The sequence below is a fragment of the Streptomyces goshikiensis genome, assembly GCF_014650555.1.
Lineage (GTDB): Bacteria > Actinomycetota > Actinomycetes > Streptomycetales > Streptomycetaceae > Streptomyces > Streptomyces goshikiensis.
Genome location: NZ_BMVE01000019.1, coordinates 1 through 14,765 on the forward strand (window position 1 = coordinate 1; position 14,765 = coordinate 14,765).

16 protein-coding genes and 1 pseudogene are annotated in these 14,765 nt (G+C 69.1%); 7 read left to right on the plus strand and 10 right to left on the minus strand.

What is annotated here, in order from left to right:
* The 4 genes and pseudogenes from IE248_RS33980 to IE248_RS38335 all read left to right on the plus strand — a co-directional run.
* A partial coding sequence (locus IE248_RS33980; RefSeq protein WP_190032695.1) for a hypothetical protein occupies window positions 1-324 on the plus strand: 324 nt, incomplete at its 5' end.
* A gap of 1,104 nt (window positions 325-1,428) precedes the next feature.
* Entirely contained in the window at window positions 1,429-1,785 is a 357-nt protein-coding gene (locus IE248_RS33990; RefSeq protein ID WP_190032697.1) for an STAS domain-containing protein, read from the plus strand.
* A gap of 112 nt (window positions 1,786-1,897) precedes the next feature.
* A pseudogene (locus tag IE248_RS38650) lies at window positions 1,898-3,064 on the plus strand (PP2C family protein-serine/threonine phosphatase); the annotation flags it as partial.
* Between the two features lie 142 nt (window positions 3,065-3,206).
* Window positions 3,207-3,539 (plus strand): PP2C family protein-serine/threonine phosphatase, encoded by a 333-nt coding sequence (locus tag IE248_RS38335; protein WP_268254116.1) that lies wholly within the window; start codon window positions 3,207-3,209, stop codon window positions 3,537-3,539.
* A gap of 612 nt (window positions 3,540-4,151) precedes the next feature.
* Here the strand turns inward: IE248_RS38335 and IE248_RS34000 are convergent.
* Complete coding sequence (locus IE248_RS34000) at window positions 4,152-4,505, minus strand: PRC-barrel domain-containing protein (RefSeq protein ID WP_190032699.1); 354 nt, start codon at window positions 4,503-4,505, stop codon at window positions 4,152-4,154.
* A gap of 350 nt (window positions 4,506-4,855) precedes the next feature.
* Entirely contained in the window at window positions 4,856-5,041 is a 186-nt protein-coding gene (locus tag IE248_RS37920; protein WP_229895724.1) for a hydrophobic protein, read from the minus strand.
* 885 nt (window positions 5,042-5,926) lie between these two features.
* On the opposite strand from IE248_RS37920, the gene IE248_RS34005 reads away from it, so the two are divergent.
* Window positions 5,927-6,103: a hypothetical protein gene (locus tag IE248_RS34005; RefSeq protein WP_190032700.1), complete on the plus strand. Its 177-nt coding sequence runs from the start codon at window positions 5,927-5,929 to the stop codon at window positions 6,101-6,103.
* Window positions 6,104-6,706: 603 nt separating this feature from the next.
* Here IE248_RS34005 and IE248_RS34010 read toward each other — a convergent pair.
* Window positions 6,707-6,982, minus strand: coding sequence for an isoamylase early set domain-containing protein (locus tag IE248_RS34010; RefSeq protein WP_190032701.1), 276 nt, complete (start codon window positions 6,980-6,982; stop codon window positions 6,707-6,709).
* Window positions 6,983-7,178: 196 nt separating this feature from the next.
* On the opposite strand from IE248_RS34010, the gene IE248_RS34015 reads away from it, so the two are divergent.
* Window positions 7,179-7,382 (plus strand): hypothetical protein, encoded by a 204-nt coding sequence (locus IE248_RS34015; protein ID WP_190032702.1) that lies wholly within the window; start codon window positions 7,179-7,181, stop codon window positions 7,380-7,382.
* Window positions 7,383-7,536: 154 nt separating this feature from the next.
* On the opposite strand, the gene IE248_RS34020 is transcribed toward IE248_RS34015, so the two are convergent.
* Window positions 7,537-7,809 carry a hypothetical protein gene (locus IE248_RS34020; protein WP_190032703.1) on the minus strand — a complete coding sequence of 91 codons (273 nt, stop codon included), beginning with the start codon at window positions 7,807-7,809 and terminating at the stop codon, window positions 7,537-7,539.
* Between IE248_RS34020 and IE248_RS38655 the strand changes: the two genes are divergently transcribed.
* Window positions 7,711-7,917 carry an STAS domain-containing protein gene (locus tag IE248_RS38655; protein ID WP_350874826.1) on the plus strand — a complete coding sequence of 69 codons (207 nt, stop codon included), beginning with the start codon at window positions 7,711-7,713 and terminating at the stop codon, window positions 7,915-7,917. The two genes, IE248_RS34020 and IE248_RS38655, sit on opposite strands and share 99 nt — an antisense overlap.
* Here IE248_RS38655 and IE248_RS34025 read toward each other — a convergent pair.
* From IE248_RS34025 to IE248_RS34050, 6 genes are all read right to left on the minus strand, one after another.
* On the minus strand, window positions 7,914-8,321 hold the full coding sequence (locus IE248_RS34025; protein ID WP_190032704.1) for an STAS domain-containing protein: 408 nt from the start codon (window positions 8,319-8,321) through the stop codon (window positions 7,914-7,916). The genes IE248_RS38655 and IE248_RS34025 overlap by 4 nt on opposite strands.
* A gap of 622 nt (window positions 8,322-8,943) precedes the next feature.
* Complete coding sequence (locus tag IE248_RS34030) at window positions 8,944-10,440, minus strand: RICIN domain-containing protein (protein WP_190032705.1); 1,497 nt, start codon at window positions 10,438-10,440, stop codon at window positions 8,944-8,946.
* Window positions 10,441-11,254: 814 nt separating this feature from the next.
* On the minus strand, window positions 11,255-11,560 hold the full coding sequence (locus tag IE248_RS34035) for a hypothetical protein (RefSeq protein ID WP_229895725.1): 306 nt from the start codon (window positions 11,558-11,560) through the stop codon (window positions 11,255-11,257).
* A 197-nt stretch (window positions 11,561-11,757) separates the two neighbouring features.
* The gene (locus IE248_RS34040; protein ID WP_190032707.1) at window positions 11,758-13,494 is read right to left on the minus strand and encodes a relaxase/mobilization nuclease domain-containing protein; all 1,737 of its coding nucleotides are present in this window, start codon (window positions 13,492-13,494) and stop codon (window positions 11,758-11,760) included.
* Complete coding sequence (locus IE248_RS37925) at window positions 13,491-14,108, minus strand: plasmid mobilization protein (RefSeq protein ID WP_229895726.1); 618 nt, start codon at window positions 14,106-14,108, stop codon at window positions 13,491-13,493. Before IE248_RS37925 ends, IE248_RS34040 begins: the two co-directional genes overlap by 4 nt.
* A 126-nt stretch (window positions 14,109-14,234) precedes the next feature.
* A complete protein-coding gene (locus IE248_RS34050) occupies window positions 14,235-14,426 on the minus strand; it encodes a hypothetical protein (protein WP_190032708.1) in 192 nt (63 codons plus the stop codon).
* Window positions 14,427-14,765 lie beyond the last annotated feature (339 nt).

Consider the following 14,765-nt stretch of genomic DNA (forward strand, 5'->3'; position numbering starts at 1 on the left):
CACCTCTACGGCTTCCACCAGCTGACCGGGACGGCGGACTTCGAGCTCGGTGACGCGGTCCGGCTGCTGCGCGAAGCCGGGCACGAGGAGCAGGCGGCGCGGGTGGAGTACGAGATCGTGGGCCGCAACGTCATCCCGGGCCACTGGACCTTCCAGATCATCGAGGCCTACAACGACACCTACTACCGGCCTTTCGCCGCGATGGAGCGTGACATCGTCGACGAGCTGGCCGATGGACGCGACCACCTCTTGGAGGCCGCACTCAAGACGGCCCGCCGAACCAGCCATCACCCAGACCACACGCCGACGCCCACCGACACCTGAGGGACGCTCCGCCGTGACTTTGGGCTCACCCCATGTCTTCTGTTTGCCTCCACTTTGTATATACATCCTGTTTTTCGCGTTTTTGTTGACGTAGGTCATGTGGGTGTCGACGATGCTGCTAGGCAGCAGCGATAGCCCCAGAACGTGGGGAGGCCGCCATGACCGTCATTGTGTCGGCCGTCGCCTACGCCCCCCGGAGGCAGCGAACCTAGAGGCCGGGGTGGTCCTCGGCTCCCGGCCCGGGACGGTCCGGGTGGTGGTGAGTGGCGAGATCGACTTCGACAACCCCGCGTCCCTGAGTGAGGTTCTCCTGACCGCGCTTGTCTCCCATCGCGCCATGCTCCTCGTGGATCTGGAGCGTGTGACCTTCTGTGACTGCGCCGGCCTCAACAGGCCGCCCGCCACGCGTCCCTGCGGGCTGGCCGCGGCCTGCGCGTCACGGGGCCGGCCGCCAGGTGGAGCGGCTCTTGAACCTCACGGCCACCCGCTCCCTCTTCGTGTGAAGACGTGTGCTGAAAGCAGGTGATCCTCATGACTGCGTCCGTCTCCCTTGCCGGGGGCGACCAAGCCAGCCACCGCACCGCCGCGACCGGCACCGCACAGGTGCCGTCCGATCGGGTAGTGCTGTCGGCGGTGGGTAGGCTGATGGCGACGCCCCCGGCTACGGCCCGCGAGGCCGAGCGCATGCTCTCCACAGCGACCTTACGGACCGGCCTGCCCGAGACTGTCCTGGCCGCCGCCTCCCGCGGCATACCCGTCCTGGCCCGTGCTGAGCGGGCACTGCGCCAAGCCGTCCGCACAGTGCGCACCTCGGATCACGCCCCGTCTTTGGGTCCGTACCTGCTGCCAGTGCAGGAGGACGCCGAGAAGGCGCTCGGCCGGTTCTTCGAGGCCCGCCTGCGCCTGACGGCAGCTCCTGCGGACCCGAAGGTACGCCGTGCGTTCGAAGGCTCCCTGTTCGCCCTGTGCGTCCGCATGGGCAGGCCCTGCCCCGCCAACCCAGCCCCGTCCGGAAGCCGAGCAGGTGCAGGTCCTGCATGGCACTGGTACTCGCCGTGCTGGATGGGTGGGATGATCGGGATATTCAGGTAAGGAGGGGCCACCATGCTGGTTCCGGTGTCAGGTGTGGAGCGTTCCTCCGATGCCGGGGTATGGGCGGTGCTGACCTTGTCCGGGGAGATCGACCTGGATGTGGTGCCGCAGGTCCGCGAGGCAGTTGACGAGCTCGTCGCCGAGGGACGGGTGAACCTGGTGTGGGACCTGGCGGACGTGAGCTTCATGGACTCCGCCGGGCTGGGAGTTCTGGTCTACACGACGCGGTCGGTGGAAGCCCGGCAGGGCCGGGTGCGGCTGGCGGGAGCGCACGTGCAGGTATGCCGACTGCTGGAGCTGACTGGGTTGGACGCGGTGGTCGAGCGGTATCCCGATGTCGCGTCCGCGGCGGAGCAGGCGCCCGCGTGAAGGGTTGCCGGTCCCTCCTGGCAGCCATGGTCCCGGATTGGGCAGAATACGGCGGGTGGAGAGCTTCCTTGACAAGGACATCCCCGCTGTCCCGCTGGCTGGTGACGCGCTGATGTCCACGCTTTTCGACGCCGCGGGCGCCGGCGTCTACGCCGTGGACGCCCAGGGCGCTGTGATCGCCTGCAACCGATGGGCGGAGCAGCTGCTTGGCTACCAACCGGGAACCTTAATCGGGGTCAACGCCCACCACGCCCTCAACCCCCAGGTCGCGAACACGGCCGGACTGCGTGAGCAGCGGCCGATCCTCACCGACGTCGCCCAGGGTAAACGGATCAGCGGCGATCGCGCCGTACTGCTCCGCGCCGACGGCACCGCGCTGCCGGTGTGGTGGTCAGCGGCCCCTCTGCCGCCCGAGTCCGGGCACGGTATCGGCGCGGTGGTCGTCTTCCACGACGCGTCCGCGCAGCGTGAGCGTGCGAACCGGCGGGCGGACCGCTACGCGCACAGCGAGACTATGCGCGAGCAGGCCGAGTACGACCTCGCGGAAATCACCTGGCTCGGCGAGATCACCCTGGCCATGGTCAGCACCCTCGACGCCCAGCAGGCCTTGGGGCGCCTGGTGCGCCAACTGGTCCCGCGTCTCGCGGACACCGCCGTCATCGATCTCGCCGAGGGCCACGCCATGCGCCGGGCCGCCTGGGCGCACCATCTGCCCGGCATACTGCCGGTTTCCCCCGAGTACACCCACGTCCCGGACAACACCGCGCACCGCGAGGCGCTGGGGCAGATCCGGCGAGGCGCCGCAATGCGCCATCTGCCCACGCCCGCCGCCGGAACGGGACCGGATCTGCTGAGTCTGGTGGAGGCCGAGGACGTTTTGGTCGTGCCCCTGCGGCTATGTGCCAGCACGCTGGGCGCCCTCACTCTGATCCGGACAGCGGGCAGCCCCCCGTTCAACGAGGGCGACCGGGTCCTGGCCGAAGAAGTTGCCCGTCGTACCGCGCTCGGGCTGGAGAACACCCACCTCCATGCCGCCCAGGCCGACATCGCCGCCACCCTCCAGCGCGCCCTGCTCACCGCCCTGCCGAGCGTGCACGGTGTGGAGCTGGCCGCCCACTACCAGCCGGCCCAGCGGGCCGCCGAGATCGGAGGCGACTGGTACGACGCCTTCACCCTCCCCGGCGGAGACCTTGCACTCGTCATCGGGGACGTCACCGGCCACGACATCCAGGCCGCCTCCCGCATGAGCGAACTGCGCAACATGCTCCGCGCCCTCGCGGTAGACCGCCCCGAGGAGACCCCTGGCCAGATCCTCAAGCGCCTGGACACCGCACAGGCCCGCCTCACCCTTACCGATTCCGACCGTCATCCTCGCCCGCCTGCACCCCCAGCCCGACGGCAGCTGGGAACTGTCCTGGTCAGTGGCTGGCCACCCCCCACCCCTCCTGCTGGCCACCGGACACACCAGCACCTACCTCGAAGGACCCCACGCCCTGCTTCTGGGAGTACGGCCCACCATCGACCGGCCCACTGCCCGCATCCCCCTGCCCGCCGGAGCCACCCTCGTCCTCTACACCGACGGGCTGATCGAATCCCGGACCCAGAGCATGGACACTGGCATGACCCGCCTACGCCAGCACCTCGACACCCACCAGCACCTGCCGCTTCCCCGCCTGTGCGCACAACTGGCCACCGAACTCGGCGACACCCGCGACGACATCACCCTCATCGCCATCCGCACTCCAACACCCTGAAGCAGCAGACCGGACCCGCCCCGGCCCCGCGTATTCCTCATCCCCCTCGCCGCGTACAGGCGTGTCCGATCGCATCGGCGCGTGGTGGAGTCCAACGACCGCCCATATCCGGGTGCCGAGGACGGGGCGCTTCAAGATCATCCCTGCATCTTCTGGGCGCACCTGGGCTGGGCCCCAAGCACGACGGGAGGGACGGGGCACGTGGCAGCGGACGCTTTACTCCTCATCGACCGTGTCCTCAAGGCCGCCGCAGCATCCTGTGCCCCGCGCTCGATACTGACCTCCAACAGCAGGGGCTGAAACAGACACACGCGGGTACCGCAGCGGGCAGGCGCCCGCCTGTCCCTGGGGGGCACGCCGGGGGGCGCGGTGCCGGCCCTGGTGTGTGCTCCCCAGGGGGCGCCCCGCTATGCCCATCCCTCAGGCCAGCAACTGCCTAGCTGACGCCGGAGGTGTCGCCAGTGGCTGTGTGCAAGGTGAGGAGCCCGCTGTCGGCAGGACGGGCTGATCCTTCAGATGAATGGCGAAGACCAGCTCAAAGGCACAGCAACGGGGTGGGCCGGCAGCCACATGGCTGCCGGCCCACCCCGGGGTGCTGTTGTCCGCGTGTGTTCAGGCGCGGTGCTGGCCGCCGTAGTAGCCGCCGACCTGGTTGTGGTATTCGGCGTTGCCGAGGTGCTTGTCCTTGTCGAACTCGGGAGCGTTCTTGATTTGCTCCTTGGTCCGGTCCACGAAGATCTTCTTGTCGTCGGGGTCGACGCGGCTGACGGTGCCGGCGGGCAGGAGTACTTCCTTGCCGAAGATCCAGGGCCCGGTGTCGACCACGATGTACGCGGAGCCGACGTCGTCGGAGTGCTTGTCGACCTTGCCGATGGAGCCGTCTGTCGCCTCGACCTTGTACCCGGTCAGATCCGCACCGGCCAGATGGCCGGACGTCTCACGGTAACCCCACACATTTACAGTCATGCGAAAACAACTCCTTCGGTAAAGCAGGAACGCAGCGGGAATTCAGGTTCCCCGCTGGTCTTCCGTTTTCCGTATTGCGTACATGGTGGAACTTGCGTTCCGTTCTGACCTCCGCGTGCCCCACATTTATGCCGCTACACAGCCGAGATCGGATTCGGGCCGGGATGGCCGCCGATCTTGGAGGTGAGCAGGTCCCCTGCTGCGTCACGGCAGCCACCCCGGCACCCTGCGGGTACCCCCGGTAGCCGATTTCACCCGAAAAACGCGACATGACGGTGGCCTGCCACCCCCGCGACCGGGGGTGGCAGGCCACCGTCGGACCGTGCCTGAGCTGCGTCAGGTCCGGCTGTCTACCAGCGGTACCAGCGGCCGCTCCCGCCCTTCGGACGGGCGACGAATCCGATGAGCCACAGAACCAGGACCGCGGTAGCGACCCACCACAGAATTTTCACCGCGAAACCCGCGCCGAAAAGGATCAGAACCAGCAGAAGAACGAGAAGCAGGGGAACCATAGTTATCAACCTCCGACGCACCATCTGCCCGACCGCGTTCCGAACATGCGCATGGAATTTAGGTGTTTCTTATCGGTGCAGGCGGGCAGCAGTGCTGGCCGCTTCTATGGCGGGAGCTGGATCATTCACAGGGGCCTTGATCCCATGGCCAGACCGCTGGGGTCGCCAGGCTGTGATGTTCCGGCTGAGGGCCGTGGCGATGCTGGGCAGACGGCGGTGCAGGCGGGCTGAGAAGACGCTCTTCGCGGTGGCGACGACGTTCTCGCCGTCGGGTCAGCGCGGTGGTGACGTTGCCAGCGCGCAGTACTTTGCGGGGCGCACCCCTCCGCATCGGTCCAGGACTCGCAGGACAGTCAGAAGCCGGTGGCGGGACGGCTCGGCGGATGCATATGGGGCGCTGATCAGTCGGTCGGCTCCTGGGGTTTGGCGTTTCCCGGGCCGGATGCGGGCTGCTCGCCCTCCTTACTTCCGCCCATCGCTGAGCCCTCGCGCCGCGGCTGTTCGCCTGCGGAGCCCGGGACGTCGGGTGCGTCCGGGCCAAGTGGCGGCAGGTCAGGGGTATGGGCGTCGCGCTTCTCCGGCACGCGTGCCGGAAGTTCAGGCTCTGGTGGGGCGTTGTGCATGACGGGTCTCCTTGCGCACGGGCTGGGACGGAGACGGCCGGCGGCGCCAGCGAGGGTGTTGCCTGCCGTCCTTCATTTGCGCCTGCCCCGCTTTCGACACCGCAGTCAGTCGAGCGAGGAGAAACCAACCTTGGACGGTGACGGAGCTCGGTGAGTCCACGAGGACGGCCCTCGCCGGGGGCACTCGACCGTACCGGCCATAAGGAGGAGCCGGGGCGGTTGGACCTGCGCCTGGACTCGCCTGTGTACGCCAGACCGAGCCTCTGGTGCGCTTCGTCCTCTCCCCGTGCTCCGCGAGGAATTGGAGATCCCGTCCCGCCCGACCGTGGCCCCGACCGCGCGTTGTGGCAGCGGCACCGACCCGGAGCTGATGGAGCGGCTCACCCGGCAGGTGCTCGACCCGGCGAGTGACGAGGTGATGGAGTCGTCGCGCGCTCAGCAGGAGCATGGAGACGTCGAGTGATCCCGGTGCCGCCGCACCGCAGGCAAGGCCGGCACCGAGTAGATCCTGCATGCGGTCCGTGTCGGTGACGGCGTCCGCATCCGCGCGCTGATGGCCGACCTGGCCGCCGTCGCGGACACCGACGTCCTGCTGTACCTGCGCGAGCGGCTGTACGTACCACGGTGACCGGAGGGGTGCGCCCTACGCCCGGAGCAACAGGTCGTCGGTGCTCGCTGCGCCCCGCATGCTCCAGGACTCCGGGGCGCGGGGCACTGCGCGGCCTCGGGCCAGCCACTCGCGCTCGACGGCGTCATAGATGGGCGTGTCGGTGATGTTCCTGGCCCCCCAACAAAGGTCTGAAGGTCGCGGCTGGCTACGGAGGCGAAACGGTTTCCTGCTCCATGCCGGGCCAACGATGCCCGGGCGGCCGATGTGGCGGCTCGTGACCGCTTTGGCACCGAATCCGCTGCGGACTCGCCGGGCCTGGAGCGGACGGCGGCCCCCGCCGCCGGGCGCGGTAGCAGGGGCCGTCACACGGTTCCGGCTCCAGATGGTGGGGCCGGGGGCGCGTGTCGGTACCCCCAACGCCCGTACCCGGCTGCCGGTCACGCCGGGTTCGGCCGTTCAGGTGCGCAGGCGGCTGTTGACGCCGTCGTGGCCGTCCGCGCTCTCCTCGTTGAACCAGTAGTCACCCGCGGCCAGGTACCGGAAGGAGTGCTCGACGCCTCCGGGCAGGGCGAGGGTCACCGCGCGGGTGTCGTCCCGGCGGGGCATGAGGGGATGGGCGCCGGGTTGCCACTCGTTGAAGTCACCCACCACGCTGACCGGCCCGGGCGGTGCGTCGGCGGGCAGGACGAAGGTGACCTCGGTGCGGTCCTTGCGCGGCTTGCGCTCCAGCATGGCAGGAACTCCTCACGGCGGTACAGACGGTGTGGCACCCATCCTCGTGGTCCCTCCCGAACGGCGCCTTTCGAGGCGTACCGTTCCTCTGCGCGTGTTAACTCGCCCGCCGCGGTCCGCTACGGAAATGATGCAATCGGTGACAGACCGTGTGAGCGTGGACGAAGGAACCCCACACACTGAAGAGTCACCTGTCATGGGCGGTATAGAGGACAAGCGCCAGGAACCCGGCAAGGGCCGCGAGGAGCAGCAGCGTTTGCGCCGCCCCGGGCAGGACCCGGTCCACCCCGAAACCGCCCAGCCGTCCCGATACAGGAGCGGCGAGGCCTCGGAGCGCAAGCGGCGCCGCGAGGAGGACCCGGTCCGCGACGAGCGTGACCTGCGCGAGGAAGACTCCTGAATCAGGCGGCACCCCACGCACACAGGGGCTGGCCGGGCCGGCTCACTGTCACATCCCGGCGCCGCGTACGCCCGGCACCCGGCTCGCGGACGGTGTCGGCGCAGCGAGATGATCGATGTGGGTCAGTGCTCGCCCAGATCCGGGCGAGCGTGCCTCAAGCCAGCCGATCATGGCGGGGTGAGACGGTATGGACTTCCGCTTGGTGGTGCGGCGCTACGGGCCGACCGCTCACCTCACCCCGGCCGGTGAGCTCGACCCCAGCACCTGATCCGCCCTCGACCAGACGCAGGCCGCCCTCGACGATCGCGTCGCCCTGGTGGCCTGCGACATGCGGCACGTGAGGTTCATCGACGTCACCGGCCTGCGCGCCCTTCTTGAATTCGCCCACCGCCTCGACTGGCGCGGCATGGAAAGCCGCGCTGCGCACCCACCCGCATCCTGCGCCGCAGCCTGCGGGAATATGCCGCATTCCGCCGGAGCGCGGGCCGGGGAAGGCATGCCCTGCGGGACGAGCGCCGGCTTACGTTCGCGCTAGACGCGAGGCAGCCAGCTGGCATTGAAGTCCGCGAGGTCACGGGCAGCCTGAGCACGTTGCTCGATCAGCCGGCGAAAGCCCACCAGCGCGAACCGCTCCCCGGTGGCCGAGCCGGGCCCGGGGATGCCGGCGACCTCGGCCATGAACCGCTGGGGCTGGGGCTGCCAGCCGACGACCAGGACCCGCAGCCCCAGGCACTCCGCCCGCCGATGCAGCTCCAAGAGCTGGAGCAGCCCTTCGCCGTCCATGTGCTCCACGCCGTGCAGGTCGACCATCAGGACCCGCACGTCGGCGCTGAGGTCATCCATCACCTGCTCTAGCGCGCGCCCCGAGTTCCCGTCGAGTTGCCCGTTGGCACTGACCAAAACCGACCGACCGCAGTGCTGGACGTCCGTGGTGATCAATACGGCCTCCTTCCCTCTCCGGAGGCATTGGAGCCTGCGGGCCACCATCCTGGCCTGACTAGTTCGGCGCTGGTACGAGGCACGCTGACCGGGGCCCAGGAAGCAACACGCCCTGCACGCTCCTGAGGACACTGCTGCCCAGCGGGCTGATCCCTCATGCCGAGTGACAGTGGCCAGGACCAGAGCGAAGCGGCGGTTCGCACCGAGGACGGCAAAGCTGCCGTCGCGGCCGTAGCGGGCGAACGCCACCCGTTTTGATGTTCTCCCCGAACGGCAGCACCATCGTGGGAGTCAGCAGCTCGCCGTCGGCGACATCCATGATCGCCGCGACCACGCCGATGCCGAGCCCGCCACGGCACCGGCGGGTACCTGCGCCTAGGGCGGCAGATCGAGGGTGCCCGGTGTGGTGTGGATGACCATCAGAGGCGACGTCCTGGACGAGGACGTCGCCCGCCTCTCTCCGCTCAAGCACGCGAACCTCAGCGTGCTGGGCCGCTACGGCATCCGTGCTGCGGTCCCGGCCGACGGCGGTGTGCGCCCGCTGTGCGACCGGTCGCAGCTGTCCTCGACGCCGAGGACGGCGTCGAGGACTGAGTTTCACGTTGCATTCCTGGGGGGCCGCTTACTCCAGGTACTTGGCACTGATCACGACGGGTCCACCGACCTGGGGAACGATGGTGAAGCTTTGGGCCGGGCGGCCGTCGTATGGCCTTGCGGACAGGTCTCCGGACCCCGGGTCCAGGGTCAGGGCGACATCTTTGTACATGCTGCGGACTCCTGTGGAGCCATCCGCCTGCGGGACCAGGCGCAGGCTCTGGGACGGGTTTCCGTCGTAGGGGCGTAGCGTCACCTGTCCGTCAGGCGTCAGCTGCAATGCCCCTCCGTAGCGCATGCCGCGGAATCCGACCGAGCCGTCGGCCTGGTCAATGGCGTAGAACTGCTGATAGGGGTCGCCGAGATACGGCCTGACGGACAGCCGACCGTGCTCGCCGGGGCTCAGGGTGAGCCCGCGGTTCTCCATTTCGGTGACGCTGATACGTGCATACAGGTCGCAGGAGCCCTCCTGCTTCGAGGGGTCTTCGAAGAGCCCCACTTTGAACTCGGGGCCGGACAGACGGTTCAGCGCGGCGCGGTCGTAGGTGAAGACATGCCCGGCGACCCAGTCGTCCGCAGATGCCTGGATGAGCGCGTGGGCGAGGTCGGCGAGCATGCCGGCCATCGCGGAATACGCCTCGGAGGACTGCCATTCACCCAGAGGTAGCAGAGCCAGCTTCTCTGCGGTGGTGCGCAGGGAGGTGGTCATCTCGTTGAGCATGCGCTGAATGGTGGCCTGGCTGCCCTGGTCCTTCTCCCAGCACTCCAGGTGCACGACCAGCGCGCCTTTGACCGGCCCTTCGAAGACCGTGGTGTCCGCGTCGAAGTTGTGTGTCTCGTGCTTGTCGACGTCCCCGAAGGTGCGCGTCGCCATGGCGCGTTTCGCGCCCTTGTCCGCCGCGGTGCAGGCCGCCCAGAAGAACTCGTCCGAGCCGCTCCACTCATTGGACTCGCGATTGCAGTGGAACTTCGTCAGGTTCAGGGTGGCGTGGACCGTCGCCGCACCGTTCGGAACCTGTTCCTGCGCCGAAGCGGTCACCACCGTCGCGCCGCACCCGTGAGCCGCCGCTCCGCGTGTGTAGTCCTCCTCGGTCCGCACCCCGGGGTACTGTGCGCCCTCGGCGGCGTCGAGATCAATGACGCGTACGTTCGCCTGGGCCGCTATCTCTCCCGCCAGAGCGGGCAGGTCGCTCTCCAGGTCCGCCTTCGAGTACCCCTCGCTGATCTCACGCCCCGCCAGACACGGCGGGAACACCGCAGCGAGCCCGCCCTTCTCCTCGGCGTAGACACGGCCGAAGTCACCCACCTCGTCCACCTCAAGGACAGTCCCCAGAGCCTGGACCAGCTCTGCCTCCAGGTCCGTCAGCTCCAGACCCTGCGCCTGGCGTGCTGCCCCGTGCAACGCCACCCCGTACAGCAGCCGCGCCCCCTTCGAGGACTTCGCCCTGCCGGACTTGGCCGTGCCTCGCAGCTGCTCCCGCAGATGCTCAAGGCGCTCCTGCCGGGAAAACACCGTGACAGTCATCGACAACCCTATCGAAGAAGTATCCGCGCAAAACGGATATATGATCCCACGGCGAGCGCGATACGCGTCATATCATCTACAGACAGTGATGACGCGGTTTCTGGCCACTATCCAAAAACCGCGCGGCTAGGCTCTGCCGGCCCCCACCAGCCGCCGCGCTGCACGGCCAGCTCAGATCACCACTCCGGCCTGGTCGCCGGGACGCACCACAGGCATCCCCCGCCACAAGTTCTTCGCCGCGAAGACCAGTACCCGGGTACCGAACCGCCCGAAGTTCGAGTACGGCCTCGCCAGTGCCCGGGAGATCAAGGCCCACGCCCCGCACTGCCGGGTCACCTTCACCGTGTACGAGATGAAGCGGCTCGGTCGGAATACCGCATTACTCAACAATGCCTCTTCACCAGTACTTCGCCTTGTTCGGGAAGTTCAGGGTCCCGCCGGCGGCTGCGTCACCGCCGATCTACTCCAGGGCCGGGCAGGCGATCACCGTCACGTCATCGTGATGGGAGGTGTCTCAGGCTTCCGGGTGTAGTCCTGGCCGAGATCGGCCTCGGTGAGGAGCCGCCCGGCGAGCGCGGAGGAGGACAGAGGAACGGAGCGGGGGACGCCGGACTTGCGCTGCCCCGATATTTCCCCGAGGGGCGATGCGGATGGGCGGGGGGCGCTGCCGGAGCACCCGGACAGAGCGAGGGAGGAGGCGACGGTCAAGCAGGCGCCGATGGTGCGCATAAGCATGTGAACCCCAGGGCTGGTCGATCGAGTCTGACGGCCGGACCCCCGTGGGCCTCTCCTCCGGCGTTATGGGTGGCGGGCGTCAGCGGCCGAGGAAGCGCAGGCATTCGTCGTACGTGGTGTGCTGGCCGGTGAAGGGCCCGCTGGTGCGGTTGAACCAGGCGGCGTCCAGCCGGGGCTCTACCTGCTCGTGCCCGGCCGGGCATCGCAACCACACACCCTCTTTGGTGCTCGCAATTACCCACTTCCGGTACGCGCCGCAATCGCAGCAGGCACGGACCTCTCCGTCCAGGACGAGCGGACTGTCGTGGGCCATCAGGATTCCGGCCAGCTCCTCGCGCGTCGGCAGGCGCAGGTCGGCGGGCAGGAAGTCCTCGACGACCGGCATGGTCGCCGGCTCCTGATGGTTCGGTCCCAGCGGCGGCTCAACGTATCCCGCACTCCATGCTTCCCACCGCTGCTGGGCTTCGAGTCGTTCTCTTCGTTCTCGATTGCGTCCGAACATGTAGTCCCTCCTCGCCCTTGTCCTGCCGGGCACCATAGATCGTGCGCCATGCCCCTGTCGTCGTTCTACTCTCGAATCTCTCAATGCCCACGGGCCTGGTTACGGCTGTCCTGGCGGGTACCGGCGGGGCCGTTCGTGTGCGAACGCGACGGCCTGTCGGTGGCAGTCCTGTGGGTCGGCATTGCGGACGCGTCGGCGGGCAGGCCGGCCAGACGGCGCAGCCGCCACACCAGCACGTCGCTGACGGAGGACGCGGTGTCCAACTCCCTTCGGCCAGCTGCCTGAACGAGGAGTCCAGCGGGATCGTGGCCGGCCGCTTCGGCGTCGGCGAGGGTGGAGGCGAGCGCAGGCCACCCGGCCTCGGCCAGGATCTGCCCGGCGAGCTCGGGCATCGCTGCGTGTAGGACGGTGGCATGTCGCCGGTGGAGGGCAGACGGCAGGAGGCGGCCCCGCTCGCGGAGTACGGCCATGGGGCGGTCGGCCGCGGCCTGGTAGGCGGCGCGCAGGTGTTCGGCTGCCTGCAGGGCGGCGGCGGCCTGCTGCGCGTGCTCCTTCCGTCCGTGCCAGGCCGCCGCGGCGGTGACGAGGAAGAACACCATGTCGATCAGCATCGCGGTGCTGGCCCCGTCCTCCCCGCGACCGAGGGCTGGTCCGCTGTGGACGAGGTCGCGGGCGGCCTGGCGCAGGGCGCGGTCGTGCCCGCGGACGGCCCGGACGTGGGAGCGCGAGGCCCGCTCAAATGCGGAGGCGGCCTTGCCGAGTTGCTTGCGGGTGTGGGCGGCGGAGGTCTTGGCGAGCGCGTCGAGCACTTCACCGGCCGCCGCGATGTGCGCGGCGATGGTGCCGTCGTCACCGTCGTCGAGTACCACGACCGCCTGCCAGGCAGCTGTGGTGGCGGCCCGCCGTGCGGAAGCGGGCCCGGGCGCGGCCCGCAGCGGAGCGTCATCCGCGGTGGTTTCGGCCACCGGGTCGGACGGGGTCGCGGAGGTCCAGCGTTCTCGGATGCGCGGCAGGGACAGATCCGGGGCGAGCCGCGCACCGGGGTAGAAGACCGGCTCGTCGTCCTTGTTGCGGTCGTCGGGGAGGGCGACCTTGTACCCGAGGAGGGCACCGGACGGGGCTACCCGCTTGCGGACGAGTAGGCCGGCGGCGGCCAGCCGGTCAAAGAACTCCGCTTCGCTGTTCGTACCGGCCACCGCGCGGCGTACGGTCTCGCGCAGTTCTTCCCGGGCAGTGCGCTTGCGGCCCTGGCGCTCAGCCTTGTGTCGTTCGGCGCTGGTGGGGCGCTGGGCGCCGGTGCCGTCCCCGGGAGCGACCTGGTGCAGGCCGAGTTCCTTCTCGATGAGGCGACACTCGGCCTGGGCGCGCTTGCCGGAGCGGAAGTCGTCGGGGCGGCTGCCGTCCTCGCACACCAGGGTGGCGATGATGTGGATGTGGTCGTCAGCGTGCCGTACCGCTGCCCAGCGGCAGGCTGGCTCATCGCCGCCGGGGTCGATGCCGGTGGCGGCCACAATTCGCCGGGCGATCTCGCCCCACTCCTCGTCGGACAGGGGCCGGTCGTCCGCGGTGGCACGTACGGAGGTGTGCCACACGTGCTTGGCGGGGCGGGCGTGTTCGGGCAGGGCCTCGACGGTCTGGTCGAGGAGCTGCTGGAGGTCCTTCAAGGTGGCGTTCGGGTCCCGGCCGGGGTCGGGGGCCATGCTGTCGAAGGATGCGACGAGGTGCGGGTCGGTGTGTTCCTCGTGTTTGCCCGGCCCGTACAGGTAGGCGAGCAGGCCGATGGTCCGCGATCCGGGTGCGTTGACGCTGGGAATCACGAAGTGCGCTGCGCGATCAGCCGCGAGGCAGCGTCGTGAACTGTCCTGGCGGCCCGGTGGACGGCGGCGACCGCGGCGTCGAGCTGCGGGGCGTCAGCACCGGAGTTCAGGACTTTGGAGACCTGGTTGAGGTTGCTGCCGGCCCAGCCGAGCCTGCGCCGGCTCTCGAACAGAGCGGTGATCACTTCGCGCTCGTCGGCGATTTCGGCGCTGGTGCGGTCGAGATCGCGGGCGGCGGCGAGGGCGGCTCGGGCGAGAAAGCCGGCGACGGACAGCTGACAGCGGGTGGCAGCGGACTTGATCAGGGCGAACTCGTCCTCGTTGAAACGGGCATTGGGCTGATGCAGACGCTTCTTCTCGCGGGGCTGTCGCGGGCGCTGTCGGGCGCGGTCAGCGCGGTCACGGCGCTCGGAAGGCTTCTCCTCCTGCTCTGGCTTCGATCCGCCCCCGGTCGAAGCCTGATGGACCTGCGCCCCCTGGTGCGGGTCCTCGCTCGCCCCGTCGGGGGCGGGTGTGACGGAAGCTACGCTTCCGTCCCAACTTGCTCCCCGCGAGAGCGAGTTGTCGTCCAGCTGATTCTGGTCGGTGGTTGCGCTGTTCGGAGGGTTCGTCATCGGGTCCGGTTCCTCGTGGAGCTGGTGCGGTCTGGGGCGGTGGAAATGTGGCAGGGGGCCCGGAAAGGAGCCCGGGCCGCCCTGTGGAGCGTCTCAGGGGGCGCTCCGTCTGCCGTTACAGGTGGTTCAGCCGCATTCGACGCAGCGCTCGTAGTGCCGTGTGAGGGCTCTGGCCATGCGCTGCTTGGTGCCGAGCGCGGTGCGGGCGCTGACTTTTGCCGGGACGGTGCCCGCGTGGCGGCTGGCGTGGTTACCGAGGTAGCGGATGTCCCGCTCGAAGTCGGCGCGAATGCGGGTGAAGCGGGGGCAGGTCTTCATCGGTGGCTCCTCGTCTTGGTGTTGTTGTCGCGCAGTCGGGCGAGGACCGGGGTGAGGCGGTCGTTGCGGATGGGGATCTGCTGGGCCCGCATGATGGCGCGCAGCTGCACGCGGGTGATCGCTTCGTTGCCGTCCCGGTCAAGTGCGTGCCGGACGTGGGGACGTAGTCGGTCGACGATCTCGTCCTCGGTGAGGCGGGGACGGGACCGCGCTTCCCGTCCGGTGCGGGACCGGCTCAGCACGTTCTTCCCTGTTCCCCGCTTCGGGTTGGGGACCGGTCCCCGGCGCGGGTTCACCGGCGGATCCTCGGGGTCAGCGCTGGCCCGGTCCCCGGCATTG

Coding starts and splice junctions, on each gene's coding strand:
- IE248_RS33990 (WP_190032697.1), top strand. CDS start 1,429: ATGCTGGTTCCGGTGTCAGGTGTGGAGCGTTCCTCCGATGCCGGGGTA.
- IE248_RS34000 (WP_190032699.1), bottom strand. CDS start 4,505: ATGACTGTAAATGTGTGGGGTTACCGTGAGACGTCCGGCCATCTGGCC.
- IE248_RS37920 (WP_229895724.1), bottom strand. CDS start 5,041: ATGGTGCGTCGGAGGTTGATAACTATGGTTCCCCTGCTTCTCGTTCTT.
- IE248_RS34010 (WP_190032701.1), bottom strand. CDS start 6,982: ATGCTGGAGCGCAAGCCGCGCAAGGACCGCACCGAGGTCACCTTCGTC.
- IE248_RS34015 (WP_190032702.1), top strand. CDS start 7,179: ATGGGCGGTATAGAGGACAAGCGCCAGGAACCCGGCAAGGGCCGCGAG.
- IE248_RS38655 (WP_350874826.1), top strand. CDS start 7,711: ATGCGGCACGTGAGGTTCATCGACGTCACCGGCCTGCGCGCCCTTCTT.
- IE248_RS34030 (WP_190032705.1), bottom strand. CDS start 10,440: ATGACTGTCACGGTGTTTTCCCGGCAGGAGCGCCTTGAGCATCTGCGG.
- IE248_RS34035 (WP_229895725.1), bottom strand. CDS start 11,560: ATGCCGGTCGTCGAGGACTTCCTGCCCGCCGACCTGCGCCTGCCGACG.
- IE248_RS37925 (WP_229895726.1), bottom strand. CDS start 14,108: ATGACGAACCCTCCGAACAGCGCAACCACCGACCAGAATCAGCTGGAC.
- IE248_RS34050 (WP_190032708.1), bottom strand. CDS start 14,426: ATGAAGACCTGCCCCCGCTTCACCCGCATTCGCGCCGACTTCGAGCGG.